A 23,882-nucleotide genomic window follows, 5' to 3' on the forward strand; every position below is an offset into this window, starting at 1 on the left:
GGCAGCGTTGTGATCAGGAACATCTTGGGCTGGGGCTTGATCGTGGTCCTGCTCGCCGGAGGGATCCTTGCGGTTGGCCTCGGCCACTCCGCCCGGCGGCATGCCGACAGGACGGCGCAGCCGCAGCCGGTCCTGCTCTGGTTCGGGGCGGATGGCGTTGTCCATATCGATGAGCGGAAGTCGCTGCTGACGCATTGGCAGGATAACTGGCGGCTTGCGTTGGGGTTGAACTCCGGGGTTCCGGTTCGTGTAGGGGCGGATGACGGCGTTGCGTATGCGCTGGTTGAAGAGGCTCTGGGCGAGGCGCGGCGGCGGGGTATGCCGGATATCGGCTATGCGGTCGACCGGAACGGGCAGGCCTTGGCGCTTTCTTCATTGACGCCGGCCGACGTATTGCCGCCGCCGGGGCCGCATGTTCTGTCCATCGAAGCTGACGGGCGGATGGCATTGGACGACACGCCGCTCGACGGGCGTGCCCTGGGCGAGTGGCTGAAGCTGTCGGCGGCGCCCGGTTATCCGCGCGGTGCGGATACGCCGGTCGAACTCAAGGTCGATCCGGCGGCGACTTACGGAAGCGTCAGGCCGGTGCTGGCGGCGCTGGCCGCGGGCAAGCCGCGGCGTATCGCGGATTTCGAGCAGGGCAGCGCCTTGGTGCGGCAATTGGTGCCGGTGCCGGTGGAGCATCCGATACCGATACCCAACTGCCCGCAGATGTCCAAGTTCGGTTGCCGCTAGGCGCCCGGTTGGCGTTCGTCCGATCGGGGTGATCCGTGGCTGGCGCCGGCCGCGGCATGAACCGCTACGGCGATGGCTTTGAGCGCGCTTTCCGTACCTTCGCAGGTGTCGTTGGCGAACAGGGCGAAGCCTTCGTCCTGGGCCGGAAAGAGCACGACCTGGCTGGACATGCCGCCGCTGCCGCCACCGTGCGCAAGCATCGGCTGGCCGCTTGCGTAGGCGAGGTTCCATGGCATGGCTACGCCTTCCTGAGGCGTGCCGACCAAGGGTTGGCGCATGCGCTGGACGACCGGGTCCTTTCCATCGAGTTGCCAATGCACGTACTTCGCCATGTCCTCGGTGGTGGAGTACAAGCCCCACGCCGCGCCGGCGTTGCGCAGGTGATAAGGCATCGGGCGGCCTTCGCGGTTGAAGCCAGGGAGCAGGCGTGCGCGGTCGGCGCCTTCCACGGCGAAGCCGGTGGAGTCCATGCGCAGTGGCTTGAGCACTTGCTGATGCATCAGCGTCTCGAACGGCTTCCCGTAGACCTGCTCCAGCCCCAGGCCGATGACCAGGTAACCGGCGTTGGAATACGCCTCCTTGCTCCCGGGTTCGCTGCGCAGCTGGGTGCCGTGCAGGGCGGACAGCAGGGTGTCGTGATTCAGTCCCTTCTGCAGCGCCATCAGCTCGTAGGGCAGGGTGTTGAAATCCTTCTTGGCGAAGATCGCGTCCGAGTCGGGGATATCGCGCGGCATGCCGGCGCGGTGGGTGATCAGGGTTGCCAGCGTGATCGGCTTGCCCTGCCAGGCGAGGTTGGCGTAGTCACCCGGGAGATAGGGGCGGAAGTCGGCATCGACACGCATTTTTCCTTCTTCGACGGCACGCGCGGCGAGTGCGCCGGTGAAGGTCTTGGTGACGGAGGCGATCTCGTAGATGCTCCGGCGGGTCGGCAGCTGGCTGCCGTGCGGTTTGGTCGCGCCGTAGTTGTAGAAGAAGCGGCCTTCGGGTGTTACCGCGGCGAGGGATAGGCCGACGTGGCAGCGATTCTGAAAGTAGCCGGCGGCGGCATCGTCGACGGCGCGATCGAGGGGCGAGCGATGAGGGTTGTCGCTCCGCACGGAGTATTGAGTTGGCTCACCCGCGACCAGCGCGGTAGCGCATAGCAACGCAGTCAGGCCGAACAGCTGCTTGGCTCGATGGGATGGCCGCATGGTCTGCTCCGGGGAACGGGGGGCGTCGCCATCGTCTCTTATGGCCGGCGCCAGGCCTTGTGTCGGAGGTCATGGCGGGGTTTATGAATCACGCGGCTGCCGTCGAAGCTTTGTCGCTCACTATCGGCGCGATTTCTTTCGCGGTGCTGGCTTCCACGGGCTGCCTGTCCTTGATCGCCAGCGCGCGTTTGAGTGCGATTTCGAGGAACCGGCCGCGGTGTCTTGTGCCGATGCTGATCAGGCAAAGCCAGTACAGCCAGGCGATCACTAAATAGGCGACCGTTTCCTGCCAGCTGATTTCAGGAGGCCAGTGCATCGCTCTGAACTGCGCGGCGATGGCGATTATTACGGGAAGCGCACCGAGCTTCTCCACGCCACCTACCAATAACGGTTGTTTTTCGCGGAAGCGCTCCTGGCGCATCTCCGCGTAGTCGGCCATGTCTGCGATCTGGTCGCGCGGAAACTGCGCGACCCAGGCAGTCAATACTTCGTAGTGCTGGAAATCGCCGTCGAGCTGCTCGGCATACTCGATCCGTTCCGAGCGCAGGCCTGGAAAGCGCGGTGGCCATTTCGGTACCAGAACCACGGCAATTGCAATCAGTTCCACGAAGAGCAGGAAGCAGGCAAGGATTAGCGTGTAGAGACTGTCAGGCAGTACTTTCGCGAAGAGCAGAGAGAGTGCGAATGCGAGCAGGGACGCCGCATAGCCATACTTCTCCTTCGTGGAGAATCCCATGGCTACGCTCGGGTGCTCCGGTATGGCATCAATGCGCTCGTTCAATGCCTTGAACGTCAGCTCCGCTTGCTGATCCATGCGTTTTCTCCCCTGTCGTGCTTCCAGCATAGCGCCCTTCGCCGGGCTGCCGGCGAGTATCATCGGGGACTTGCAACGAGGCGGCATCGCCCGCGTTGAAACCTTCTTGCCCAGGAAATCCGCGTCGTGACGCTCGCCATCCCTCCCTTGCTTCCGCGCGATCTCTTCGACCTCCCGCCCGATATGCTCTGGCTCTCCCATTGCAAGGACGGCCCGATTCCCCGGGCGGCGGCACAGCAGCTGACCCGCCTTCTCGACACCGAGCTGCGGCCGTGGTCACTCCGCTGGAACGAAGATTTCCTCGACATCCAGGCATCGCTGCGCCAGGCCGGCGCCGCCCTGTTCGGCGTGGACGTGCAGGACATCAGCCTCACCACCTGCACCTCCACCGGCTTGCAAGCCATCTCGCTCGGCTACCCGTGGAAGGACGGCGACGAGGTGCTTATTCCCGTAGGCGAATTTCCCAGCAACCGGCTGCCATGGCTGGCATTGGAGCCGCGCGGCGTGCGTTGCAGGGAAGTGCCGTTGTGGCCCGGTCAGGCCGTCAACGCAGCCGTGCCGCCCCATGCCGGTATCGAACCGGAGCAGTGCTTGCTCGACGCCATCGCGCCGAACACCCGCATCGTTTCCGTCTCGTGGGTGCGCTATCAGGACGGCCTTCGCCTCGACCTGGCCAAGCTCGGGCGAGGCTGTCGCGAACGCGGCGTCCATCTGGTGGTGGACGGCATCCAGGGTGCCGGCACGGCCGTGCCGTCCTTCGAGGGCGTCAGCGCCTTTGCCACCGGTGGGCATAAAGGCTTGCTTGGCCTGCAAGGGCAGGGGCTGCTGTGGACGGATGCCTCATTCCGCGAGCAGCTGATGCCGGTCGGAACCTGGCTGTCAGCGCCGGATGCATTTTCGCAAGCGGGCACGCAGGCTAAGGCAAGCTCGCCATGGGCGGCCGATGGTCGCCGACTGGAGGCGGGAAGCCCCTCGATCCTGTCGTGCGCGGTGCTGGCCAGTTCCATCCAGATGCTGCTCGATCATGGCGGTGTAGCTGCCGTCCAGGCTCATGTCGAAAAGTTGCAGCGAGGCTTGTTGATCGGGCTTGCGACGTCCGCAGCATGGAAGGGCGAGGCTGCGCGCTTAAATGATCTGCTGCAGGCAGGCCGCCTGGGATCGATCCTGTCCTTCGTCCCGCCCGCGGACCGCTACGAGCGGCTGCTGAAAGATGCAGAGGCCATCGGCATCAGCACCAGCATCCGCGAAGGCTATTTGCGCGTGGCGTTCCATGGCTGGCATTCGGCCCAGGATGTGGAGCGTTGCGCGGCGTGGCTGATGGCTGAATAGAAGTATTCAGTCCAAGCATCGGAATGCTTCGCGCACATTTCTCAGATCAAACGGAACCTGACCTATGTTCTACGTGGTGCAGTGGATTGTGAGGTATGCGCTGCTTTTCTATGTATGCGTGGGTTTGGCCATTGCTGGCTTTCTTGCCTTTATGTCCCACCTGCCAGATGAGTATGCGCTGGCGCGCGAGAGCAGCGCCGTGGCTGGCGTGGTTATCCAGCCAAGCTGCGATCAGCACAATTCCTTCAGCTATCGCCTTGAGCTGGCCGGTGTCGCCTATCAGGGAGTATCGACATCTGACGAATGCGGCCGGGTCAATCGAGGCGACAAGGTGCTTGTGCACTATCTCCCCAAACGCCCACAAGTGAACATGGTAGGCGATCCTGATGAGTGGTTCGATAATGAACTGGTGTCGATAGGGACGGGAGCGCTGATCATGCCTGCCGTATTGTTGCTGATCATCTGGGCCAAATGGCGTGACCTGCGAGCCGGCAGACGTAGCGACGCGGAGTTCAATTGATGGGGAATGGCCTCAGTGGCGTGCCGGGCATTTTTGTCCAGCACGCCTTGACTCGTCGCGGAAGCTGCCTCTATCGCCCGGGCCCAGCCTGCTGCTGATTCGATGGCGCCTGCGTTTGTTGCGCCTGCTGCCCCTGCGCTTCCTGATGCTGCTGCATCGCCTTCGGCCACTGCGCCGAGCTCTGTTCCAACGGTATGTTGGCCGCGGCAGTGGGCACGCTGGTCTGCCGGTCGAGGAAATGATCCTTCGCGCCCGGGGTGGTCTGCGTCGCCCACAGCTTGCTGTGGTCGGGACTCAGTGCGACGTGGTCGATCCGGCTCAGTCCATCCGCGCGGGCCTGGACCACGACGGCCGCGGTGATGTTGTCGGTGTGCTGGTCCGGCTTGCGGCCCAGCTGCTGGTCGATGGCGGCGACCTGCGCACGGGTCTGGCCGAACAGCTGGTGATCGGGATGCTGCGGATCGTCCAGGCGCAGCGGTGCCGCCGGTGCAGCCGGTGCAGCCGGCGCGGTGGTCGAGGTGGTGGCCGGGGCCGGGGGCGCGCTGGCTGAGGGAGCCTGTTGCGCCTGGCGCGTGGCGTTCAGTTCCTCCTTGATATTGCCTTCCGCGGCATTCGTGCCCCACAGCATTCCGGGGGTATTCCACTGCCCCTTGGCGTCGCGCGTGTAGGTGTGGCCGTCGGAAGCTTCGAGCACGCTGCCTTGCGTCTTCAGCGTGTTGTTCACCACCGGCGGCACGCCGCCGAACTGGTTCCAGCCGCGCTGCTCGTAGGCGGTCTTGTAGTCCTGCGCGATGTGCTGGGCCGAATGCGCCAGGTTGTCCTTCACGATCTGCTGCGAGGCGCGCTCGAGTTCCGCGGCGCGCTGCGGGCTGGCGACTTCGGTGCGGTAATCCATCACGCGGTAGTCGATCAGGCCGGCCGCGACGGTGCGGCTCCACTGATGGGTGTCTGGGCTGCGCGTCCACGGCGCTTCGCGCAGGCTGTGCGTGTCGCGCTCGTTGGCCGGGAGGGTGTAGGGATCGCGCGGCGTCGGCGGGTGGGCCAGGGTCAGGCCGATGGCGACATTGGAAGCCTTGTAGTCCAGCTCGTTCTTGAGCGCGGGGCTGGCGGTCAGCGTTTCGTACTTCTGCACCGGCATGCCTTCGCTGTAGCGCATGGCCTCGTAATCGAGCTCGCCGGTGGGATGCAGCCGCGTCCAGCCCTGGTCCGGATGCTTGGGATCGAAATGCCAGTGATTCCCTTGCTTGTCCGACTGGTTATAGATGTGGTGGTAGTCGATGGCCTGCGCCACTTTCTCGCCGCCGATCGCGCCGACGATGCCGCCGAGTCCACCCGCGATCAGCGCGCCTGGCCCGGTCTCGGAGAACACCAGCGCGCCACCGGCCGCTCCCGCTTCGGCACCGGCCAGCATGCCGCCGGTGCGCGCGTAGAAATGGCCTACTTCGGAATTGGCGCCGACCACGTTGCCTTGCTGGCGCATACCGGAAGCGCGCGAAGCGGTATGCGCGGCGTCGTACAGCACCGCCGCCGTGCCGACCACGCCCAGCGCGCCCTTCGCCACCGAGCCGGCGCTGACTTCGCCGCGGGCGGCGCTCTTGGCGGCCTCGCCGGGGCGGATGCGTACGTTGGCTTCCGTTTCGCCGACCACGCCCTTGGGTGGGCCGGTGGGCGGGTGCAGTTCGGTGGCCTTGGCGCGCGTCTCGCCGAGCTTGGGTTCCGCCGGCGGGTGAGCGACGACGCCCGTATGCGTAACCTTCCACGCGTTGCTCGCCGCCGACATCTGGTCGAGGTTGAGCTTGGAGAAATCGCTCAGCGGCTGGCCGAACACGGTTTTCTGCGCGGCGTCATAGCCGCTGATGAGGTTGACGTTGGCGCGGAACTCGGCGAGCGAAGCCGGCTGGCCATTGGCCTTCACCGTCACGTCGGCCAGCGATTTCTCCAGCTTCTGGAATTCGGCGGCGGACTTGCTGGCGAAGGTGAGCGGATCGGGACCGAAGTCGCTCATCGGATGGCCGTTGACGATGGTCTTCGGGCTCTTCAGCGCCTCGGGCAGTTCGAAGTTGGAGAAGCCGCGATTCGGCGGAGCGTTCTCGACGAAGGCGACGATGGGGCGGCCGCTATGCACGGCGTTCTCCATATACGGTGCGCTGCCGGCATTCCACATCATGTCCTGCAGCGCGCCGGCGGTGTTCTTGCCGTAGACCTCGATGCCTTCGGAGGCGAGGTACTTCGTAAACTCCTGGTTGACCGTCTTGAACTCGGCGGTGGCTTTGCACCTTTCGATGTACTCGCCCCAGGGCGTGTGGCCGATGATGTCCGCGCGGCCCTTGGTGTCGGCGACGTATTCGGAAGCATTCTTGTAGTTGCTTTTGCCGGCGGCATCGCTGCCCGAGAAAGCCACGTAATCGACGCCGGCGGGAAGCTTGGGCGGATGCGCCGCCATCTCCTTGGCCACGTAGTCGGCATAGCTGCTGGTGGCGTCGGGGCCGGAGCCGGGCGACTTCAGGTAGGCGATGACCCGGTCGATTTCGGCGGCCGAAAGCTTGTTGCCATGGGCATTGGTGGCGCCGCCCATGGTGGTGCGCACCACGTCTTCGAATACGAAAGGAGGCGTCGTCATGAGCGCACTCCCGACAGCGGATGCATCGGGATGTCCACCGCGGCGACCAGGATTTCCTGCCCGGCATCCTGCGGCGCCGCGATGCCATGGCGCTGCAGGGCACCCGCATCGATCACCACTTCGTAGCGGACGTCTTCGTCGTAGTTGTCGGTACGGTCCTGGAAGGTCTTGACCAGGCCATCGGCCAGCCCCCACAGGAAGCTGCGGTCGTCGCCCGGAAACTCCAGCCAGCCCTTGAGCTGCAACGCCCATTCGAGGGTGGCGTCCTCGCCCAGGTTCAGCACGAAGGTGCGCTGCGTGCGCCCGCCGTCCTCGCTGACCCGCTGCGTGCCGTTGCAGCCGAAGCCGAAGCGCTTGTCGCCCTGGTAAACGCCGAACTGATATTCCGTCTCGCCCGGCTGCTCGGCCGGCTGGATGCGGGATTCGAAGATCTCGATACCGTGCTGTCGATCCACGGCCGAGCCGTCGTTAGCTTCGAAGCGCAAAGGGGTGAATGACATGGCGATGATCCGGTGGGGGCGCGGGGCGGGTCAGGGGCTTGTCTTCAGAAGCTGCAGGCGCGGGTCTGTGCCCTCGGTCGTACGCGAGGTTTCGGTCTGAAGATCGGGGAGAGCTGCGTTGAGCATGGGGCTCGCCTCCTGCAAGCGGGGATCGGCGGTTCCTGGGGCCGGCCTGGAGCAGGAAGGTACGCCGCGGGGGGAGGCGACGCAACGCTAACGTAGTGCAGGGTGATTTTGTCCGCAGGCCCAGGGTGATGCGGGTTTTCGGCAGCTATGGATCGGCAAGGCTGCGCTGGATTGCCGCGTGGTTGCTGCGAGGCGCGATACCGATCGCGTTCGCAAGTTCCTGCTGGCCGCGAGCGCCGGACGGACGTGGCTCCCGATAAATCGCGCTATTCGTGCCCCAGCACCCGATGCGGGCGATAGGGTGTCTCCAGCCTCGCCCGTTCCTCGGGCGTGATCTTCAGCGACAGCGTCTCCACCGACTGTTCCAGATGCTCCATTCGCGTCGCTCCGATGATCGGCGCCGTGACTTCGGCTCGGTCAAGCAGCCAGGCCAACGCGATGCTTGCCTGCGTCACACCACGTTCGGCCGCAATCTGCTCCACCGCATCCACGACCCGATAATCGTCCTCGCTGTAATACAACTCCCGTGCAAACGCATCGCTCTGCGCGCGCGTCGTATCCGCCTTGTTCCTTGGCCTGGCCAGAAACCCGCGGGCCAGCGGACTCCATGGAAGTACCCCAATCCCCGCATCCCGGCACAGCGGCAGCATCTCCCGCTCTTCCTCGCGGTACGCCAGGTTGTAGCGGTTCTGCATCGAAACGAAGCTTGTCCAGCCGTGCCGCTCGGACGTCATCAGCGCTTTCTGGAACTGCCACGCATACATGCTCGATGCGCCGATGTAGCGCGCCTTGCCGCTGCGCACGATGTCGTGCAGCGCTTCCAGCGTTTCCTCCAGCGGCGTGCCGTCGTCCCAGCGGTGGATCTGGTAGAGATCGACGTAGTCCATGCCCAGGCGAGCGAGAGAGGCATCGATGGCATGCAGCAGATGCTTGCGCGACAGGCCGCGCTGGTTCGGGCCGGTGCCGGTGGGGTAGTAGGCCTTGGTCGCCACCACCACTTCCTCTCGGCGCGCGAAGTCGCGCAGCGCGCGGCCCAGTACGCGTTCGCTGTCGCCGCCGGAATACATGTCGGCGGTGTCGAAAAAGTTGATGCCCAGTTCCAGCGCGCGGCGCAGGATGGGGCGGCCCTGTTCCTCGCTGAGGATCCACGGCTTGGCCTGCGGGTTGCCGTAGCTCATGGCGCCAAGGCACAGGCGCGATACTTTCAGGCCGCTGCGGCCGAGGTTGACGTATGGCATGGCTGTCCCGCTCATTCCGGTGGCCGGTGCAGCGCAACTCCGGCGGCTACCAGCGCCACGCCCTGGATCTCGACCGGTGTCGGCATCTGGCGCAGCACCAGCACGCCGATGATCACCGCGGTCGCCGGCAGCAGCGCCACGAACAAGGCGTAGGTTGCGCGCGGCAGGCGTGCCATCGCGAGCTGGTCGAACACGTAGGGGATGACGGAAGAGCTCAGCCCCACGGCCAGGCCCGCACCGAGCGCCAGCGGATCCAGCAGCGCGGGCGCGGCGTCGCGGAAACCGAGCGGGGAGATCGCCACGCCGGCGACGATCATCGCGGCGCCCAGGCGGTCGATCGGGCTGGTGTCCGGATCGGCGCGGGACACGGCATGCGCCAGCACGATGTACGCGGTGAACAGCGCGGCATTGGCGAAGGCCCAGAAGAACGCTTCCGGCGCGCCGCCGAAACGCACCTGGGTCAGCAGCGACACGCCTGCTGCGGTAAGGCCGAGTGCGACGATATTGCGGCGGGAACGCACGCCGGCCAGCGCCAGCGCCACCGGCCCGATGAATTCGATGGCGGCCACGGTGCCCAGGGGCAGGGCGGCGATGGCCTTGTAGAACGAGTAATTCATCAGCGCGAACACGCCGCCCAGCGCGACCATGGTGGCCTGGGCGCGCCGCGTGGACGCCAGGAACGCCCGCCATGGCCTGCGCCACAGAGCGAACACCAGCGCCGCCGACACGATGCGCAGCCAGGCCACGCCCGCCACCGGCACGCGTGCGAACAGCAGCACGGCGAACGACGGGCCCAGGTAATGGAAGATCGCGCTGCCGACGAAGAACGCATGCGGAGGGATCCGTTCGGCCAGCGGCGGCCTGGTTGCTTTTTTACCATCTATAGTATTCATAGTGGTGATGTTTATACGCCCGAAAAACTCACCTGTCAAAATCGAATAGCTGGTAAGATGCGCCGCATGGACGCACTCGACCTGAACCCGGATGGCTACGGCGGCACCTACAAGCTGGTGGGCGGACGGCCCAGCCTGGACTTCGTGAATACGATCAGCTGGCCGGATACCGAGCGCGAGCACGATTGGCTGGCGCTGCCGGAGAATGCGCGGCGCTGGTTCGCCGCGATGGAGCTGCCGTTTCCGCGCGGAAAGACGGTCGACGTTGCGCCGCTATACAAGGCGCGCCAGTTGCTGACGCGCGTGCTGCGCCCGCTGGCGCATGAGCAGACGGTGCCGGAAGCCGCGCTCGCCGAACTCAGCAAGGCGGTGGCCAAGGCTTACCAGTCGCGGGCGATCGACCCGCGCACTCTCGCCTGGCACTGGCCGGAACCATCCACGGCGCAGGACGCGCTGACGCCGCTGCTGCTCGATGCCGCGGAACTGGTGACGGCCGCCGACCACGAACGCCTGCGCTATTGCCCGTCCTGCGACTGGCTGTTCCAGGACCAGACCCGCAATGGCCAACGCCGCTGGTGCGATATGGCGGACTGCGGCAGCCGCGACAAGGCACGGCGGTACTACCACCGGACGAAGGTCTAGCCTCCGGTCCGCGTCAAAGGCTTTCCAGCAGCCGTTTCACCCGCGCAGCGATCTCGTCGCGTACGGCGCGGTAGCCGTCGTCGTCCATATGCTTGGGGTCGGGCAGGTTCCAGTCCTCGCGCCGCCGTGCGGGAACCCATGGGCAGCTGTCGCCGCAGCCCATGGTCACCACGGCATCGAACTCGCCTTCGACTTCGTCCAGCGACTTGGAAGTGTGCACGCTCAGGTCGTAGCCCAGCTCCGCCATGAAGCGCAGCGCCTTGGGGTTGATCTGGCCGGAAGGGCGCGAGCCGGCGCTCTGTGCATCGACGCCGGAACCGCCGTAGATATGCGCGAACGCTTCGGCCATCTGGCTGCGGTTGGCGTTTTCGATGCAGACGAAGAGGATGCGTTTCATGGAAAAGGTGTGGAGGTCCGGGCGATCAGTTTAAGCGCACGACCGTCCGAATTTATGGTGTATCCACCGCCAGATCCTTGGCATACGTCCGCCCCAGCCCGATCACGTCCGCGCTGAACTTCGCATAGCCATACGGCCAGCGATCCTCGTCCGCATCCTTGTGTTCGGCGATCTGCCGTACGGCGACCAGGTGCGCCTTCGGCACGATCACGATGTAGTTGCCGAGATAGCCGTTGGCTTCCCAGGCGACGATCGGGGTGCTGGCGAAAAGGTCGTCGTCGACGAGGTGGTTGCTCTTCATCATGTCGTGCATGTCCGCGCGGGACACACCCTCCGCGGTGATGGCCGCAACGACGTCGCGCGCGGTCGGATAGACCTTCGCCGCGACGCGCGCCAGCTTGTCGGCGAGGGCGGTGTCGCCTCCCGCGCGCACGCGCTCGACCACGGCGGAGTTGAAGCGAATGCCGTCGCCGCGCCGCCACCAGAGCAGGCCATAGCCGGTGGTGAGCGGCGTGCTCTGGCCGACCATCTGCTTGATGTAGTCCGCGTCGATCAGCTGCTTGCCTTGCCAGCGGCCGTTATCCAGCACCAGCTGGCCGATCTTCGCGGCGTCCTGCGCGGTGGACATCCAGCCGGCCATGGCCATGGGGTGGCCGGCCTTGTCGCGGTTCTCCGGATTCCACGGCGCTGCCTTGATGCCCATCGGGGTGAGCAGCTCGTCGGCGATATAGACGTCCATCGGCTTGCCGGAGGCTTTCTCGATCACGCCGCCGATCAGGTTCATGGCCTTGTTGTTGTAGCTGAACTTCGTGCCCGGCGGGTCGCTCAGTTCCGCGGCGAGCGCGAGCTGGTAGACATCGGGCGCCGGATAGATCTCCACCGGAGCCATCGGCACGTTCTGCATGCCGGAAGTGTGGTTAAGCAGCATGCGGACGGTGATCTTCGCCTTGTTGCCCTGTTTCCATTCCGGATAGAAGTCACTCACCGGTTCGTCGATCGACTTGAGCTTGCCTTGCGTCACCAGTCGCCCGACGGCCAGGCCGATCAGCGACTTGGTGGAGGACATCATTTCGATCGGGCCGGCGGGCGCGCCGGGGCGGCGGTAGTCGACCAGGGTCTTGCCGTCGTGCATCACCAGCAGCGTGTCGCTTTGCGCGGCCTTGGCGTCGTCGACGATGGTCTTCAGCGCGTTGTCGCTGCTGCCCGCAAGGGCGGAACCGGCGGTTAGTGCCAGCGTGGCAAGCACGAACCATGGACCGAGGCGCTTCATGCCATTTCCCTACGTCATTGGATGGCGTGCATCCTAGGTGCTGGGCGGGCGGTATGAACAGGTGACTGACGACCCATGCAAGGCGCTTCGCAATGGCGGTTGTGAAAGCCATGCGAAGCGCCCCGCGATGGCGTACTCAGGTTCGCTGCAGGAAGGCGGTCACCAGCTGCGCGATCTCTTCCGGCGCATCCTCGAAGCTGTAGTGTCCCGCGCCCGGCAACCGGTGCACTGGCGCCCCGGGGAACAGTTCGGTGAACAGCGGCAGGAAGTGTTCCGCATGCAGCGTGCGGTCCGCCATGCCCCAGATCGCGATGGCAGGCTTGGCGCTGATCGCCTGCCAGGTGGCTTCGTCCGCCACAGGGAACTCGTGCGCGCCGAGCGCGAAGCCCTTGGCCCAGCCGAGCGCACCGGCACATTCGGCCGGCGTGGCGAAGGGCGCGCCGTAGGCACGCAGCCAGGTGTCGTCGATCAGCGCGTTGTTCTCGAAGCCGTTGAGCTTGAGCGTGCTGAGGATGTTGTAGCCGAGTTCGTCCAGCACGCCTTCCAGCCGGCCTTCCGCGTTGGCCTGGACGATCCAGCGGAACCATGGCGCTACCTGTGCGTTCGCGGTCACACGGTCCGCCAGGCTGGCGTGGCCGAACGGCGTGGGGCCGTTGACGGAGACGATGCGGCGGATGCGGTCCGGGTGGCGGGCGGCCAGGCCCATGCCCATCGGTCCGCCGAAGTCGTGCAACACCAGGGTGATGCCGCGCAGGTCCAGGGCGAGCACGAAGCGTTCGAGATTGTCGATATGGTCCTGGATCCAGTAGCGCCGCTCCGGCGGCGTGGCGCTCTTGCCGAAGCCCATATGGTCGGGCACCACCACGCGATGCGTGGCACGCAGCGCGCCGATCAGATGGCGGAACAGATAGCCCCAGGTAGGTTCGCCGTGCAGGCACAGCACGATGTCGCCATCGCGCGGGCCTTCATCCACGTAGTGCATGGCGAAGCCGGGGGCGTCGGTGAAATGCGGAGCGAACGGAAAGCTGCCATCGAAAGTTTCGTCTGGACGGATCATGAGCGGGTCTCGGAAGAGGGCAGGGACATCCGCGCGGGCACGGCGCGGCCTCACCCGCCGCGGATGTTGTCGGTTGCGTAAGGAGTCGCGCGCCACCGCGCGCCTTCGGGCGGTGACGTTGGTTTCAAATTGAAACCTGTTGCCTTTGTAGCAGCGTAGGTTCTATCTTGCAACCACTCGGCCGGCGGACGGCCTGGATACCGGCATGGTCAAACGCGTCACTCAGGAAGATTCGCTCTGCGGCGTCGCCCGCCCGATGGACGCCATCGGCGACGGCTGGTCGCTGCTGATCGTGCGCGATGCATTCAACGGCATGCGCCGCTTCGGTGAGTTCCAGAAGAGCCTGGGGCTGTCCAAGAACATCCTGGCCGCGCGGCTGCGCCACCTGGTGGCGCACGGCATCATGGAAGCCGTGGCTGCTGCCGATGGCGGCGCTTACCAGGAATACGTGCTTACCGGGAAAGGCCGTGGCCTGTTCCCGGTGCTGGTGGCGCTGCGGCAGTGGGGCGAGGACTTCCTGTTCGAGCGCAAGGAGCCGCGCGTGATGCTGGTGGACAAGCAGACGGGGCGTCCGCTGGAGAAGCTGCAGCCGCGCGCATTGGATGGGCGGGACGTGGCGCCCGAGGACACGGAAGTGCGCATGCCCGTGCGGCGGCGTTGATCGGCCCGGCGTCGGATGTGCCTGTTTGAGTTCCTGGCGGAACGGCCAGCACGGCGCCGCGCAAGGACGGCAATCGCGAGTTGCATGTCACGCCCGGCATGACCTGGCCCCCTTCCGCGCGGCCTGCTTTGCTACGCTCCGCCCACGATTCCGGCGAGGGGAAGCCAGGCGCATGGCGGTGGAACACCAAGGGGTGGCGTTGCTGCCGGTCATTACGTTGCTGGCGGCGGGTGTCGTCGCGGCGCCCTTGTTCAAGCGGTTGGGCCTGGGCGCGGTGCTGGGCTACCTGGCCGGCGGCCTGGCGATCGGGCCGTTCGGGCTGAAAGTCTTCACCGATCCGGCGGCCATCCTGCAGGTGGCCGAGCTGGGCGTGGTGATGTTCCTGTTCCTGATCGGACTGGAGATGCATCCCTCGCGGTTGTGGAGCCTGCGCCGGCAGATCTTCGGCCTGGGGTTGGCGCAAGTAGCCGTCTGTGCGGTTGCGCTTACCGCGGTGGGCGTGCTGACGGGTTATCCGGTGGCGCCATCGTTCGTGGCTGGCGCGGGCTTCGTGCTGACCTCCACCGCGATCGTGATGCAGCTGCTGGAGGAGCGGCGCGAAGTGAACGAGCCGAGCGGCCAGCGCATCGTCTGCGTGCTGTTGCTGGAAGACCTGATGATCGTGCCGCTGCTGGCGGCGGTGGCGTTCCTGGCGCCGATCGCGCCGGGCAGTCCGGTGGCGCATCACGGCATCGACTGGCGCGCGATCGGCATCGGCGCGGCGTCGATCGCGGGCCTGCTGCTGGCCGGGCGCTATCTGCTCAATCCCTTCTTCGGCCTGCTGGCGAATGCGCGTGCGCGCGAGGTGATGACCGGCGCCGCCCTGCTGGTGGTGCTCGGCTCGGCCTATGCGATGCAGCTGGGCGGCCTGTCGATGGCGATGGGTGCGTTCGTGGCGGGCGTGATGCTGTCGGAGTCCTCGTACCGGCATCAGCTCGAAGCGGACGTCGAACCGTTCCGCGGCATCCTGCTGGGCCTGTTCTTTATCGCGGTGGGCATGTCGCTGGACCTGCGCGTGGTGGCGGCCAGCTGGCGCAGCATTCTGTGCTACGTGTTCCTGTACATGGCCGCCAAGGCACTGGTGATCTATGCGGTGGCGCGGCTGTTCCGTTCCTCGCACCGCGAGGCGCTGGACCGCGCGGTATTCATGGCGCAGGGCGGCGAGTTCGCCTTCGTGCTGTACGCGGCGGCCGCGGCGGCCGGCATCATCAATGCCGAGCAGAACGCGCAGCTGACCGCGATCATCATTCTTTCCATGGTGCTGACGCCGATCGCCATCGCGGCGATGAATGCGGTCCGCGCGCGCATGCGTCCATCCACCGACGGCTACGAGCGGCCCGACGGCCTGAATGGCGCGGCGCTGGTGATCGGCTTCGGGCGGGTGGGGCAGATCGCCAGCCAGTTCCTGTTCGAGCGCGGCTATGAGATCTCCATCATCGACACCGACGTGGAGATGATCGACACCGCGCGCAGCCTGGATTTCAACGTGTACTACGGCGACGGTACGCGCCTGGACATTCTCGAAGCCGCCGGCGCGGGCCGTGCCGGGGTGGTGCTGGTATGCGTGGACAAGGCCGACGAGGGCACGCGCATCACCGAGCTGGTCAAGGCCGAGTTTCCGCTGGTGCCCGTGCTGGTGCGCGCGATCGACCGCCGCCACAGCATCGATCTGATCAAGGCCGGTGCGGACCTGGAAGTGCGCGAGACCTTCGAGTCCGCCGTGCTGCTCGGCGAGGCGGCGCTGGAAAAGCTGGGCGTCGGCCGCGAGGAGATCGAGGAGATCGCGCGGCGCCTGCGCGAGCGTGACCGCGAACGCCTGCAGATGGAGCTCACCGGCGGCATGTTCGCGGGACGCGCGTTATTCCGCGGCAAGCGCCATGCGGCGGATGCCGATGAGGGCTGAAGTGGCGCGGCATGTGCCGCCGCGCCACGGCCGTACTGCTGCTACTGCACGGTGAGGAAGTAGGTCAGCGACCTGGTCATGCCTGTCATATCCGTCATGCGGCTCACCAGCGTGTGCTGGCCAGGACGCAGCGGGCGGAACATCAGGTAGTAGCCGTAGTTCACCACGGGTTGCCAACCGGTGGTGATGCAAGGGTCGAGCGTGCTCTGCAGGCTGGGATCGCCCTTGAGCGAGAACAGGTTTTCCGAGGTGTAGAGATAGTCGTTGACGGCGCGGATGGGCCGGCCGTCCAGCGTCACCTGCATATTGCCCATCATCGGATAGGTCTTCGCATCCGCGACGAGGAAGTCGTACAGCGACTGTCCCGGCTTCGGCCCGAAGTTCGGATCCGGACACGGAAAGGTATCGCTGACGAAGCCGACCATCAGCAGCAGCGCCTTGCTGTGCGGCACCGTGCAGCTGCGCGCGACGTCGCCGGCCATCATCATCGGCATGGCGGCGGGCGCGAGGTTCCATACCGGGCCGTCCTGGCCCGAGGCGCAGAACGCACCGGTGCTGTCGAACAGCGGATTGCTGGCATCCGGCTGCGCATACAGCCATTGGATGGAACGGTCGGCCCAGCCATAGATGCTCTTGCCGAACGGGCGCGAGTCCTTGGGGTAGAGCTGGGGGTTGGGTCCGAAGCCGGACAGGTCGTTGCCCGGCGGCTCGGCCGCCTGCGCGGTGACCAGGGTGGTACAGGCGAACAGCAGACCGCAGAACGTCTTGCGCATAACGCTCTCCTTGTGGGTATGCATGCGCGGAAGCGTGGGGTGGGGACGGTGGGTTTCCGCCAGTCCAGCTTGGGCGCATGCGCTGATGCGCGCTTCCAGAAACTTGCGCGTTTGCACCTGGCCACCGCGCGGGTTGCGCAACGCAACCGCACAGCGTGCCGCCTCACGCGGCGGCGCGCTTCCGAAAACGTGCTTTCGTGCGCGGGCTCCGCATGCATCGCCGTCGCGGGCGTATGATCGGCCCCGGATGCCGGCGGGGGCTTAGGCGTATGTCCATAGTGCAGACGGTGCTGAGCGCACCTCACTTCACGGTGATGACGCAGGATTGCAGCTATCCGCGCATCAACTGCGGCCATGGCGAAGGCGAACCCGCGCGCTTCCTGCTGACCCGGCGCGGGGCGTTCTCGATCCAGGTCGGCAACCGGACCTGCCTGGCGCGGCCGGGACAAGCCGTATTCCTGGGCCGCGACGTGGAGTACCGCGTATCGCATCCGGATCATCGCGGCTGCGCCTGCTGCACCGACGTGTGGCTGGACGATGCGTGGCTGGATCCGCTGGGGCTGGAAGGCGCCGGCACGCCCGTTTGCCTGGACGTCCAGCACGGCCTGCAGCTGCAGCACGCGCACGTGGAGATGCTGCAGGGCATGCGGCGGGGGCCGGATGCCTTGGAGGCCGAAGAGGCCTTGCTGACGCTGCTGGATGGGCTGATGCGCGGCAGCGAGCCCGTGCCGGCATCGAGCAAGGGCACGGCGCGGCAACTGCAGCGCGTGCAGGAAGCGATCGTCGCCAACCCCGGCGAGAATCTTGGCGTGGACGAGTTGGCGCGGATCGCCGGCTGCTCGCCTTTTCATCTTTGCCGCATCTTCCGCCAGGGCACCGGGCAATCGCTGCGGCAGTTCCGCCTGCAGCAGCGCCTGGGGACCGTGCTGGGACGGTTGGGAGAGGGCGAGGAAGATCTGGCGGCGCTGGCCTGCGACGTGGGTTTCAGCAGCCATAGCCATATGACGGATGCATTCCGGCTGGCACTGGGCGCATCGCCGAGCGATCTGCGCGAGCAGTTGCGGACCAGCGAACTGAAACGGCTGCGGGCGCGGCTGACGGGAAGTCAGGAAGCGCGCCCGCATTGAGTCGCCTTGGAGAGTTCAGGGCGAGTGGCTGGCAGCCGCCACCTTTCCGGCATCCGCCGCGCGCTTCGACGCATTGACCCAGTTCACCTCCCAGGTCTTTCCGCCATCCGCGGAGAACGCCTGCTCGTCGCCATTCGAACCCTTGGCGAGATTGAGGAAGGAAAAGCGCGCCAGGATGGCCTTGCCGTTGTACGGCTCCTGGTCGTAGAAATCGCCACGCCCATCGACGAAGGCGCCGATCATCGGCGAGCTGAACTTGCCGTTGTCGCTGCTGACGAAGTTGAGGCTCCACTGGTGCGCCACGGGATTGAACAGGCGCAGCGACAGGAACTGCAGATGGCCGGACGGACCCTGGGTGTCGATCTCGGCAAGGTTGGCGCGGCCGTTCCACAGCTTGCGCACGCGCACCGTGCCGTCGAGCGGCGTCCAGCGGGTGCTGCCCGCGAGGGGATGCTCCAGGCGTGACATATGAATATCCCAGTTGCCGAGTTGCCAGTCGAAGTCGTGCTGCCCGGCTGCGTTGCCCACCGGCTTCATCGGGGTGACCGCTTCGCCCGGTTTGTAGCGCGTGAGGTCGGCGATGAAGTTCGCCTCCCAGGTCTTGCCGCCGTCGTCCGAGTAGTCCTGCTCGTAGCTGTGCGTGTCGGGCGAGGTGACCGTCCAGATCCCGCGCACCAGCACGGCGCGGCCCTTGTAGAGCTCCTGGCTGTAGAACTCGCCGCGGTTGCGTTCGAAGTGGCCGACTGAAGGCGCTTCCATCACGCCGCTGTCGCTGTTGGTGAAGTACTGGCGCCACTGCCGGGCGGCGGGGTCGTAGAGGAACACCGTCATGCCCTCGAAGCGTCCGCCGGCGCTGTCGGCCTCGATCTCCTCGACCTGGGCCTTGCCGTTCCAGATCGGGTTCACCGTGACGGTGCCGCGCATCTCGTTCCACTCGCTGCGCCCCGACAGCGGTTCCTTCAAGGTGCGGATATGGGTGTGCCAGGTGCCGATGTTGAAATCGAAATCGTGGCTGCCGTCGGCGCGCGCCTGCGCGGCGGCCGCGGTGGGCGGCTGATCCGCCAGGGCGCCTGCCGGGGCGAAGCCCAGGGCGATGGCGGAGCAGAGCAGGATCTTCGCGGTTGCTTGCATGGCACGGCCTCGAACGGAGGGAAGTGGAGCGGAGGCTACGCGCCCGAGTGGCTCGCTTGAATAGCCACATCTATCGCAGATGACATGACCACTTGGATGGAGCGACGCATTGCGGCGCGGCCGGCCATGCCGCACATTGCGGCTCTTTCGCCTGGGGAATGCGCCGAATGGAATGGGGCGACGTCAAGGTCTTTCTCGCGGTGGCGCGGGAGCAGTCGCTGGGGGCCGCGGCCAGGTCGCTGGGCATCAGCCATCCCACCGTGGGGCGGCGCCTGCGCGCACTGGAGGCCGCCACTGGGCAGGCGCTGTTCCAGCGGCACAACGAAGGTGCGGTGCTGACCGAGGCTGGCGAGGCGGTGCTGCGGCTGGCCGAGGATATGGAAGCGAGCGCGCTGGCGATGCAGCGGCGGCTGGCCGGGGGGAGCGAACGGCCCGAAGGCGTATTGCGCGTTTCCGCGCCGGACTGGTTTGCGTCGTCTGTGCTGCCGCCGGTGCTGCATGCCTTGCAGCGGCAGCATCCCGGCATCGTGCCCGAGCTGATGGCCGGCACGCGCTTGTTCGATCTGTCGCGCCGCGAGGCGGACATCGTGTTTCGCGTGGTGCCGTTCGACGAGGCGGACATCGTGCAGCGCCGCCTGATGTGCGTGCCTTACGCGGTGTACGCCGCGTGCGAAGCGGAAGCGCCGGCGGCCGACGGCGAAGGCGCGGCCTTGCTGGCGATGGACGCGCCGGGCCTGCACTACCCGGATGTGGCATGGCTGCGCCAGCGCCTGCCGCGGGCACGTACCGTGTTTGCCACCAACCACCGCGGGTTGCAGGCGCGGTTGTGCGCACGTGGCATGGGCATTGCGGTTTTGCCGCGGCCGGTGGGCGAACAGATGGCCGGCCTGCGCGAACTGGATCTGGGCGGTCTGCCGCCCGGCCGCGAGGTGTGGATGGGCTATCACCGCGATCTGCGCCGCATGGACCGCCTGCGTGCGCTGGCCGACCTTGCCGCGCGGATGCTCGGCGACGGAGTGCTCGATCCGCCCTTACGGAATTGAACGGCGGCGGTACGCGGGCGTCAGTGTCCGGGGCGCATCGTGCGGCGCATCCTGGCTGCCTCGTCACCGTGAGGAACAGCCATGTGTCCATCCGTTCCGCTTTCCGTTCGCGCCATGGAGGCGCGAACGCCGCCGTCTTCCGTGCATGCGGCGATGCGCTTGGGCAAGTTCAGGGTGTTTGCCCTCTCGGATGGCGATTTCGATCTGGCGGCCGTGCAGTTGCTGATCGAAGAACGGCCTGGCCAGGTGAGCGAGCTGCTGGAGCGCGCGCAGCTCCCACCGGTGGTGCGCAGTTCCGTCAATGCGTTCCTGATCGACACGGGCGAAGCCCGCGTTCTGGTCGATGCGGGCGCGGGGGAGCTGCAAGGCCCGGGGCTGGGGAGGTTGGAGGCGTCCTTGCGCAAGGCGGGCTATGCGCCGGAGGACATCGATGCGGTGCTGCTGACGCATCTGCATCCCGATCACGTAGGCGGGATCGCACGCGCGGGGCGCAGGGTGTTTCCCGCCGCGGAGGTATGGGTCGATGCGCGCGAGCTGGTGTTCTGGTGCGATGGCACGCGCAGTGCGCAGGTCGATGCGAGTGTGCGCGCCAGTTTCGATGGTGCGATGGCGTCGCTGCGGCCTTACGAGTCAGCAGGCGTTCTACGCAGTTTCCAGCCTGGCGAGCAACCGGTCCGCGGGCTGCGCACGATGGGGCTGGAAGGGCATACGGCCGGGCATACGGGTTTTATGGTGGAAAGCGAAGGCGAGCGCCTGATCGTCTGCGGCGACGTGCTGCACGTGGCCGCGCTGCAGCTGGCGGAGCCGCGCCTGGCCATCCGCTACGACAGCGAGCCGGCGCTGGCGAGCGATGCGCGCGAGCATCTGCTTGCAACTGCTGCAGGGCGTGGCGATTGGCTGGCGGCGGCGCATGCGCCGTTTCCCGGCATCGGCAAAGTGCGGCGCGATGGCCCGGGTTATGCGTGGCTGCCTTTGGCTCAAGCCACTGCGGCTTGAGTTGGCGTGGTAGTGCAGTACGCACACAGCAGAGCAGGCCGGGGTCCGCCTGTGGCTTTCCCCAGCCTGCTTGCGCGAATCGCTGGGATCAGCGCGCGCCGCCCGCGGCGTACAGCTTCTCGCCGGTCAGCCAGTACGAGTCGTCGGAAGCCAGGAACACCGCGATCGAGGCGATGTCGTCCGGCTGGCCGATGCGGCCGAGCGGGGTGTGCGCGATGGCCTCCTGATGGAAGTCCGAACCGATGAAGCCGGCGGTCACGGTGCCTTCGGTTTCCACCATGCCCGGGTTCAGCGCATTGACGCGGATCTTGCGCGGGCCCAGCTCGCGCGACAGCACGCCGGTGATGGCGTCGACCGCGCCCTTGGTGGCGGTGTAGACCGAGCCGCCCGGCGGCACGATGCGGGTGACCAGCGAGCCGATGTTGATGATGCTGCCGCCGTCGTTCATATGCTTGGCCGCGGCCTGGGTGGTCAGCAGCAGGCCCAGCACGTTCACGTTGAACTGCTTGTGGAAATGCTCTTCGGTGATCTGCTCCAGCGGCGCGAACTCGTACACGCCGGAGTTGTTCACCAGGATGTCCAGGCGGCCGAATTCCTTGACCGCGGCGTTGGCGATGGCCTCGGCGTCGGCGGCCAGGGAAACGTCGCCCTTCACCGCCACGGCCTTGCCGCCGGCCTTGGTGATGGCCTCGACCACGGCGTCGGCGCCGGCCTTGCTGGACGCGTAGTTGACGACGACGGCGGCGCCTTCGGCGGCCAGCGCCTTGGCGATGCCGGCGCCAATGCCCTTGGATGCGCCGGTGACCAGCGCGACTTTGCCTTTGAGCTTGCTCATGACGGATTTCCTGTCAGGTGATGGAAGGGCGAACTGCCCGGTTCAGTAATTCAATAGTTCGCAACATATGAACTAACGAACTGCAAGTCAAGGGCTGCTAAGATCGCCGCCATGAGACCGCTAGTTCACCCCTCGATCGAAGACGTCACCGTGGAAGGCATCCTCCACGCCTTGGCCGACCCGGTACGGGTGGCCATTTATGCCGGGCTCGCCGCTTCGGAGAAGGGCACGAGCTGCTCGGCCTTCCTGCAGCTGGACGACCGCGAGATTCCGAAGTCTACGCTCTCCCAGCATTTCCGTGCCTTGCGCGAAGCTGGCCTGATCCGCAGCGAACGGCAGGGCGTGGAGATGCGCAACACCACGCGCTGCGGGGAGATCAACCAGCGCTTTCCCGGCTTGGTGCCGGCGGTGATGGGGGCGTATCAGCAGCAGCTGATGGATCGGATGAAGGCGGCGAAACGGAAAGGCGGCAAGGCCAGGGGCGTTTGATCGTCCGCTCCGCGGAGCGCGGATCTGCATGGGGGACGTATGGTTTCGCAACTGGCTCATGTTCGGCGTGGCGCTGGCGCTTGCCGGTTGCGGCGGCGTTCGCGACGGAGGGTCCGAACGTCAGCTCGAACACGATCGTGCGGTAGCTCGCGCGCATATCGACGAGGCGGCATGCCGCGGCAAGGGTGGCTCTGTGCAAGGCGTCGGCATGCTGGGCATGCCGGCGTGCGTGGTGCCGTTCGCCGATGGCGGCAAGCCTTGCAACGACGAGGCGGATTGCCAGGGGCGATGCCTGATCACGGAATTCGTGGCGGACAAGAGCACTCCACGGACCGCAACCTGCCAGCGGGACAACCAGTTGTTCGGCTGCTGGAGCGAAGTGCTGCATGGCCAGGCGCAACCGCGCTGGTGCGTCGACTGAGTGCGATCGCTAAATAATCTGACAGCGGCAAGCCCTCCCGGATGGCCCAATGAGCTCACCCGGACGTCGGGTGCCATCAACGAGCCCAAGGCCATGTCTGAGAAAACCTGTGCCGCCTGCGACTGCGAACTGGATGCCAACGCGATCCAGGTGAAGATCGGCGGCAAGACCGTCGAAGTGTGCTGCGAGGAATGCGCGGAGAAGTTGCGGGAAGCGCATGCTTCGGCCGCTTCCGGCCGTTGAGCCGCAGCGAAACCGCAAGCCGGGCCGCCGCAAAGGCGGCCCTTTTCGTCGGCGAAACACTCAGGTCGATTGCTTGAACGCGCTCGGCGAGCGGCCGTAGGCCTGGCGGAAGGCATTGGCGAAATGGCTGTGGCTGGAGAAGCCCAGATCCGCGGCGAGCGCGGAGAGATCTTCGCTGCGCGGCACCAGGTCGAGCGCGCGCGCCAGGCGCAGATGCAGGTGGTAGCGATACAGCGGCACGCCTTCCACCTGGCGGAATACCTGGGTGAGATAGACCGGCGAGCAGCCGATTTCGCTGCCGATATCGGCCAGGGTCCAGCGCCGCGACAGATCGCTGGCGAGCAGCACCTTTACGCGATCCGCGAGCCGGCGCCGCGCATGCGTGGCGGCCGGCTCGCGCGTACTGCGCGGACCCAGGCTGCGGCCGATCAAGGTGAGCAGCAGCGCTTCGGCTTCGAGCGGCTCGATGCTGTCGCCTTCGAGGTTGTGGCGCAGCAGGGCAACCAGCGCTTGCGCGCGCGGGTCGATCGGTTGCGATTGGCGGTTGAAGCCGACCTTGTCGCCGCCCTGGCGCAGCAGCGCACGCGGTGCCAGTTCTTCCAGCATGGCATCGGGGATTTCCACCGAGAGACAGGCGTCGCCGCCATTCACCGGATGGCTGACCTGATAAGCCTCGCCCGCATTGAAGAACAGCATGTGGTTGGCGTCGGCCACGGACTGGTCGCTGCCGACATGGCGCACATAGATGCCGCGATACGGAAACACCAGGTTGGTCGAAGCGGCGCATTCCTCCGCGCTGCGATGCCGGCAGGCGCCGTCGCAGCGCACGTTGCGCAAGGCGACGGTGTCGGTGCTCAGCCAGCGGTCGACGTGGAAGGCGGACATGAGGC

The 23,882-nt window shown here is 66.3% G+C and carries 24 protein-coding genes and 1 pseudogene; 12 read left to right on the forward strand and 13 right to left on the reverse strand.

Annotation, left to right across the window (positions count from 1 at the left end):
• Positions 1-9: 9 nt before the first annotated feature.
• On the forward strand, positions 10-735 hold the full coding sequence (locus FHW84_RS07785) for a hypothetical protein (protein WP_167254135.1): 726 nt from the start codon (positions 10-12) through the stop codon (positions 733-735).
• On the opposite strand, the gene FHW84_RS07790 is transcribed toward FHW84_RS07785, so the two are convergent.
• Positions 732-1,925, reverse strand: a complete 1,194-nt coding sequence (locus FHW84_RS07790; protein WP_167254136.1) for a serine hydrolase domain-containing protein — start codon at positions 1,923-1,925, stop codon at positions 732-734. The two genes, FHW84_RS07785 and FHW84_RS07790, sit on opposite strands and share 4 nt — an antisense overlap.
• An 88-nt stretch (positions 1,926-2,013) precedes the next feature.
• A complete protein-coding gene (locus FHW84_RS07795) occupies positions 2,014-2,739 on the reverse strand; it encodes a hypothetical protein (RefSeq protein WP_167254137.1) in 726 nt (241 codons plus the stop codon).
• Between the two features lie 126 nt (positions 2,740-2,865).
• On the opposite strand from FHW84_RS07795, the gene FHW84_RS07800 reads away from it, so the two are divergent.
• Together FHW84_RS07800 and FHW84_RS07805 are read left to right on the forward strand one after the other, a co-directional pair.
• Entirely contained in the window at positions 2,866-4,068 is a 1,203-nt protein-coding gene (locus tag FHW84_RS07800) for an aminotransferase class V-fold PLP-dependent enzyme (protein WP_167254138.1), read from the forward strand.
• A gap of 64 nt (positions 4,069-4,132) precedes the next feature.
• Complete coding sequence (locus FHW84_RS07805) at positions 4,133-4,588, forward strand: hypothetical protein (protein ID WP_167254139.1); 456 nt, start codon at positions 4,133-4,135, stop codon at positions 4,586-4,588.
• Between the two features lie 70 nt (positions 4,589-4,658).
• Here FHW84_RS07805 and FHW84_RS07810 read toward each other — a convergent pair whose 3' ends face one another.
• The 4 genes from FHW84_RS07810 to FHW84_RS07825 form a co-directional block, all read right to left on the reverse strand.
• Positions 4,659-7,208, reverse strand: coding sequence for an XVIPCD domain-containing protein (locus FHW84_RS07810; protein WP_167254140.1), 2,550 nt, complete (start codon positions 7,206-7,208; stop codon positions 4,659-4,661).
• Positions 7,205-7,708 carry a hypothetical protein gene (locus FHW84_RS07815; protein WP_167254141.1) on the reverse strand — a complete coding sequence of 168 codons (504 nt, stop codon included), beginning with the start codon at positions 7,706-7,708 and terminating at the stop codon, positions 7,205-7,207. Before FHW84_RS07815 ends, FHW84_RS07810 begins: the two co-directional genes overlap by 4 nt.
• 392 nt (positions 7,709-8,100) lie before the next feature.
• Positions 8,101-9,072, reverse strand: a complete 972-nt coding sequence (locus tag FHW84_RS07820) for an aldo/keto reductase (protein ID WP_167254142.1) — start codon at positions 9,070-9,072, stop codon at positions 8,101-8,103.
• 11 nt (positions 9,073-9,083) lie between these two features.
• Entirely contained in the window at positions 9,084-9,965 is an 882-nt protein-coding gene (locus tag FHW84_RS07825) for an EamA family transporter (RefSeq protein WP_167254143.1), read from the reverse strand.
• Positions 9,966-10,031: 66 nt separating this feature from the next.
• On the opposite strand from FHW84_RS07825, the gene FHW84_RS07830 reads away from it, so the two are divergent.
• Positions 10,032-10,607, forward strand: coding sequence for an ABATE domain-containing protein (locus FHW84_RS07830; RefSeq protein WP_167254144.1), 576 nt, complete (start codon positions 10,032-10,034; stop codon positions 10,605-10,607).
• 13 nt (positions 10,608-10,620) lie between these two features.
• Here the strand turns inward: FHW84_RS07830 and FHW84_RS07835 are convergent, their stop codons facing one another.
• From FHW84_RS07835 to FHW84_RS07845, 3 genes are all read right to left on the reverse strand, one after another.
• Complete coding sequence (locus FHW84_RS07835) at positions 10,621-11,004, reverse strand: arsenate reductase ArsC (RefSeq protein WP_167254145.1); 384 nt, start codon at positions 11,002-11,004, stop codon at positions 10,621-10,623.
• A gap of 52 nt (positions 11,005-11,056) precedes the next feature.
• Positions 11,057-12,274: a serine hydrolase gene (locus FHW84_RS07840; protein ID WP_167254146.1), complete on the reverse strand. Its 1,218-nt coding sequence runs from the start codon at positions 12,272-12,274 to the stop codon at positions 11,057-11,059.
• A 136-nt stretch (positions 12,275-12,410) separates the two neighbouring features.
• Positions 12,411-13,331, reverse strand: a complete 921-nt coding sequence (locus FHW84_RS07845) for an alpha/beta fold hydrolase (protein WP_167254147.1) — start codon at positions 13,329-13,331, stop codon at positions 12,411-12,413.
• A 205-nt stretch (positions 13,332-13,536) separates the two neighbouring features.
• On the opposite strand from FHW84_RS07845, the gene FHW84_RS07850 reads away from it, so the two are divergent.
• Positions 13,537-13,992, forward strand: a complete 456-nt coding sequence (locus tag FHW84_RS07850; protein ID WP_167254148.1) for a helix-turn-helix domain-containing protein — start codon at positions 13,537-13,539, stop codon at positions 13,990-13,992.
• A 172-nt stretch (positions 13,993-14,164) separates the two neighbouring features.
• Positions 14,165-15,862: pseudogene (locus FHW84_RS07855) on the forward strand (monovalent cation:proton antiporter-2 (CPA2) family protein); the annotation flags it as partial.
• Between the two features lie 113 nt (positions 15,863-15,975).
• Here the strand turns inward: FHW84_RS07855 and FHW84_RS07860 are convergent.
• Positions 15,976-16,707: a hypothetical protein gene (locus FHW84_RS07860; RefSeq protein WP_167254150.1), complete on the reverse strand. Its 732-nt coding sequence runs from the start codon at positions 16,705-16,707 to the stop codon at positions 15,976-15,978.
• A 269-nt stretch (positions 16,708-16,976) separates the two neighbouring features.
• Between FHW84_RS07860 and FHW84_RS07865 the strand changes: the two genes are divergently transcribed.
• On the forward strand, positions 16,977-17,834 hold the full coding sequence (locus FHW84_RS07865; protein WP_167254151.1) for an AraC family transcriptional regulator: 858 nt from the start codon (positions 16,977-16,979) through the stop codon (positions 17,832-17,834).
• Between the two features lie 15 nt (positions 17,835-17,849).
• Here FHW84_RS07865 and FHW84_RS07870 read toward each other — a convergent pair whose 3' ends face one another.
• Positions 17,850-18,965 (reverse strand): hypothetical protein, encoded by a 1,116-nt coding sequence (locus FHW84_RS07870; RefSeq protein WP_167254153.1) that lies wholly within the window; start codon positions 18,963-18,965, stop codon positions 17,850-17,852.
• A 167-nt stretch (positions 18,966-19,132) separates the two neighbouring features.
• Here FHW84_RS07870 and FHW84_RS07875 point away from each other — a divergent pair, with 167 nt between their 5' ends.
• Positions 19,133-20,008 (forward strand): LysR family transcriptional regulator, encoded by an 876-nt coding sequence (locus FHW84_RS07875; RefSeq protein ID WP_167254155.1) that lies wholly within the window; start codon positions 19,133-19,135, stop codon positions 20,006-20,008.
• Between the two features lie 174 nt (positions 20,009-20,182).
• Positions 20,183-21,004: an MBL fold metallo-hydrolase gene (locus FHW84_RS07880; protein ID WP_208399698.1), complete on the forward strand. Its 822-nt coding sequence runs from the start codon at positions 20,183-20,185 to the stop codon at positions 21,002-21,004.
• An 88-nt stretch (positions 21,005-21,092) separates the two neighbouring features.
• Here FHW84_RS07880 and FHW84_RS07885 read toward each other — a convergent pair whose 3' ends face one another.
• A complete protein-coding gene (locus FHW84_RS07885; protein WP_167254159.1) occupies positions 21,093-21,839 on the reverse strand; it encodes a glucose 1-dehydrogenase in 747 nt (248 codons plus the stop codon).
• A 150-nt stretch (positions 21,840-21,989) separates the two neighbouring features.
• Here FHW84_RS07885 and FHW84_RS07890 point away from each other — a divergent pair, with 150 nt between their 5' ends.
• From FHW84_RS07890 to FHW84_RS07900, 3 genes are all read left to right on the forward strand, one after another.
• Positions 21,990-22,328, forward strand: coding sequence for a helix-turn-helix domain-containing protein (locus FHW84_RS07890; RefSeq protein WP_343203577.1), 339 nt, complete (start codon positions 21,990-21,992; stop codon positions 22,326-22,328).
• A 58-nt stretch (positions 22,329-22,386) separates the two neighbouring features.
• Entirely contained in the window at positions 22,387-22,749 is a 363-nt protein-coding gene (locus FHW84_RS07895; protein ID WP_167254163.1) for a hypothetical protein, read from the forward strand.
• A 93-nt stretch (positions 22,750-22,842) separates the two neighbouring features.
• Complete coding sequence (locus FHW84_RS07900; protein WP_167254166.1) at positions 22,843-22,992, forward strand: hypothetical protein; 150 nt, start codon at positions 22,843-22,845, stop codon at positions 22,990-22,992.
• 60 nt (positions 22,993-23,052) lie between these two features.
• On the opposite strand, the gene FHW84_RS07905 is transcribed toward FHW84_RS07900, so the two are convergent.
• On the reverse strand, positions 23,053-23,877 hold the full coding sequence (locus tag FHW84_RS07905) for an AraC family transcriptional regulator (protein ID WP_167254168.1): 825 nt from the start codon (positions 23,875-23,877) through the stop codon (positions 23,053-23,055).
• Between the last annotated feature and the right edge of the window lie 5 nt (positions 23,878-23,882).

Origin of the sequence: Dyella sp. SG562 (assembly GCF_011759495.1) — a bacterium.
Classification (GTDB): Bacteria; Pseudomonadota; Gammaproteobacteria; order Xanthomonadales; family Rhodanobacteraceae; genus Dyella_D; species Dyella_D marensis.

Coding starts and splice junctions, on each gene's coding strand:
- FHW84_RS07790 (WP_167254136.1), bottom strand. CDS start 1,925: ATGCGGCCATCCCATCGAGCCAAGCAGCTGTTCGGCCTGACTGCGTTG.
- FHW84_RS07795 (WP_167254137.1), bottom strand. CDS start 2,739: ATGGATCAGCAAGCGGAGCTGACGTTCAAGGCATTGAACGAGCGCATT.
- FHW84_RS07805 (WP_167254139.1), top strand. CDS start 4,133: ATGTTCTACGTGGTGCAGTGGATTGTGAGGTATGCGCTGCTTTTCTAT.
- FHW84_RS07810 (WP_167254140.1), bottom strand. CDS start 7,208: ATGACGACGCCTCCTTTCGTATTCGAAGACGTGGTGCGCACCACCATG.
- FHW84_RS07815 (WP_167254141.1), bottom strand. CDS start 7,708: ATGTCATTCACCCCTTTGCGCTTCGAAGCTAACGACGGCTCGGCCGTG.
- FHW84_RS07820 (WP_167254142.1), bottom strand. CDS start 9,072: ATGCCATACGTCAACCTCGGCCGCAGCGGCCTGAAAGTATCGCGCCTG.
- FHW84_RS07825 (WP_167254143.1), bottom strand. CDS start 9,965: ATGAATACTATAGATGGTAAAAAAGCAACCAGGCCGCCGCTGGCCGAA.
- FHW84_RS07830 (WP_167254144.1), top strand. CDS start 10,032: ATGGACGCACTCGACCTGAACCCGGATGGCTACGGCGGCACCTACAAG.
- FHW84_RS07835 (WP_167254145.1), bottom strand. CDS start 11,004: ATGAAACGCATCCTCTTCGTCTGCATCGAAAACGCCAACCGCAGCCAG.
- FHW84_RS07840 (WP_167254146.1), bottom strand. CDS start 12,274: ATGAAGCGCCTCGGTCCATGGTTCGTGCTTGCCACGCTGGCACTAACC.
- FHW84_RS07845 (WP_167254147.1), bottom strand. CDS start 13,331: ATGATCCGTCCAGACGAAACTTTCGATGGCAGCTTTCCGTTCGCTCCG.
- FHW84_RS07850 (WP_167254148.1), top strand. CDS start 13,537: ATGGTCAAACGCGTCACTCAGGAAGATTCGCTCTGCGGCGTCGCCCGC.
- FHW84_RS07860 (WP_167254150.1), bottom strand. CDS start 16,707: ATGCGCAAGACGTTCTGCGGTCTGCTGTTCGCCTGTACCACCCTGGTC.
- FHW84_RS07865 (WP_167254151.1), top strand. CDS start 16,977: ATGTCCATAGTGCAGACGGTGCTGAGCGCACCTCACTTCACGGTGATG.
- FHW84_RS07870 (WP_167254153.1), bottom strand. CDS start 18,965: ATGCAAGCAACCGCGAAGATCCTGCTCTGCTCCGCCATCGCCCTGGGC.
- FHW84_RS07875 (WP_167254155.1), top strand. CDS start 19,133: ATGGAATGGGGCGACGTCAAGGTCTTTCTCGCGGTGGCGCGGGAGCAG.
- FHW84_RS07885 (WP_167254159.1), bottom strand. CDS start 21,839: ATGAGCAAGCTCAAAGGCAAAGTCGCGCTGGTCACCGGCGCATCCAAG.
- FHW84_RS07895 (WP_167254163.1), top strand. CDS start 22,387: ATGTTCGGCGTGGCGCTGGCGCTTGCCGGTTGCGGCGGCGTTCGCGAC.
- FHW84_RS07900 (WP_167254166.1), top strand. CDS start 22,843: ATGTCTGAGAAAACCTGTGCCGCCTGCGACTGCGAACTGGATGCCAAC.
- FHW84_RS07905 (WP_167254168.1), bottom strand. CDS start 23,877: ATGTCCGCCTTCCACGTCGACCGCTGGCTGAGCACCGACACCGTCGCC.